The sequence below is a fragment of the Streptomyces sp. NRRL S-337 genome, assembly GCF_000720175.1.
Taxonomy (GTDB): Bacteria; Actinomycetota; Actinomycetes; order Streptomycetales; family Streptomycetaceae; genus Streptomyces; species Streptomyces siderophoricus.
The window spans coordinates 1-370 of record NZ_JOIX01000191.1; the positions used below are offsets into that span (position 1 = coordinate 1).

Here is a 370-nt window from a genome sequence, read left to right on the forward strand (position 1 = left end):
GCAGGGGGTGTGGGACTTCCCGCTGCAGCAGATGCCGTTCCCCGGCCGTTCCTTCGAGGTGCTCTCGATGGACTACAACATCATGGCCAACCAGTCGAAAAATTCCACCAAGGCTCCGCCGGTCAATTACCCGGGGTGGCGCAAGCAGGCCGCGGGGGCGTACATCGCCGGTTTCCAGCGGGCTTACGAGACCAATCGGGCGCCCTTCTTCATCGGCAACCACTTCGAGCAGTGGAACGGCGGCATCTACATGGACGCCGTCGAGGAAGCCCTCAAGCACATCGCCGACGAGAAGCGCAAGGACGTCCGGCTGGTCTCCTTCCGCCAGCTCTGTGACTGGCTCGACGCCCAGGACCCCAAGGTCCTCACC

The 370-nt window shown here is 63.8% G+C and carries 1 pseudogene; it reads left to right on the forward strand.

The annotated features are described in order from the left end of the window. Positions 1-370 (forward strand): annotated as a pseudogene (locus IG62_RS0141035) (hypothetical protein); the annotation flags it as partial.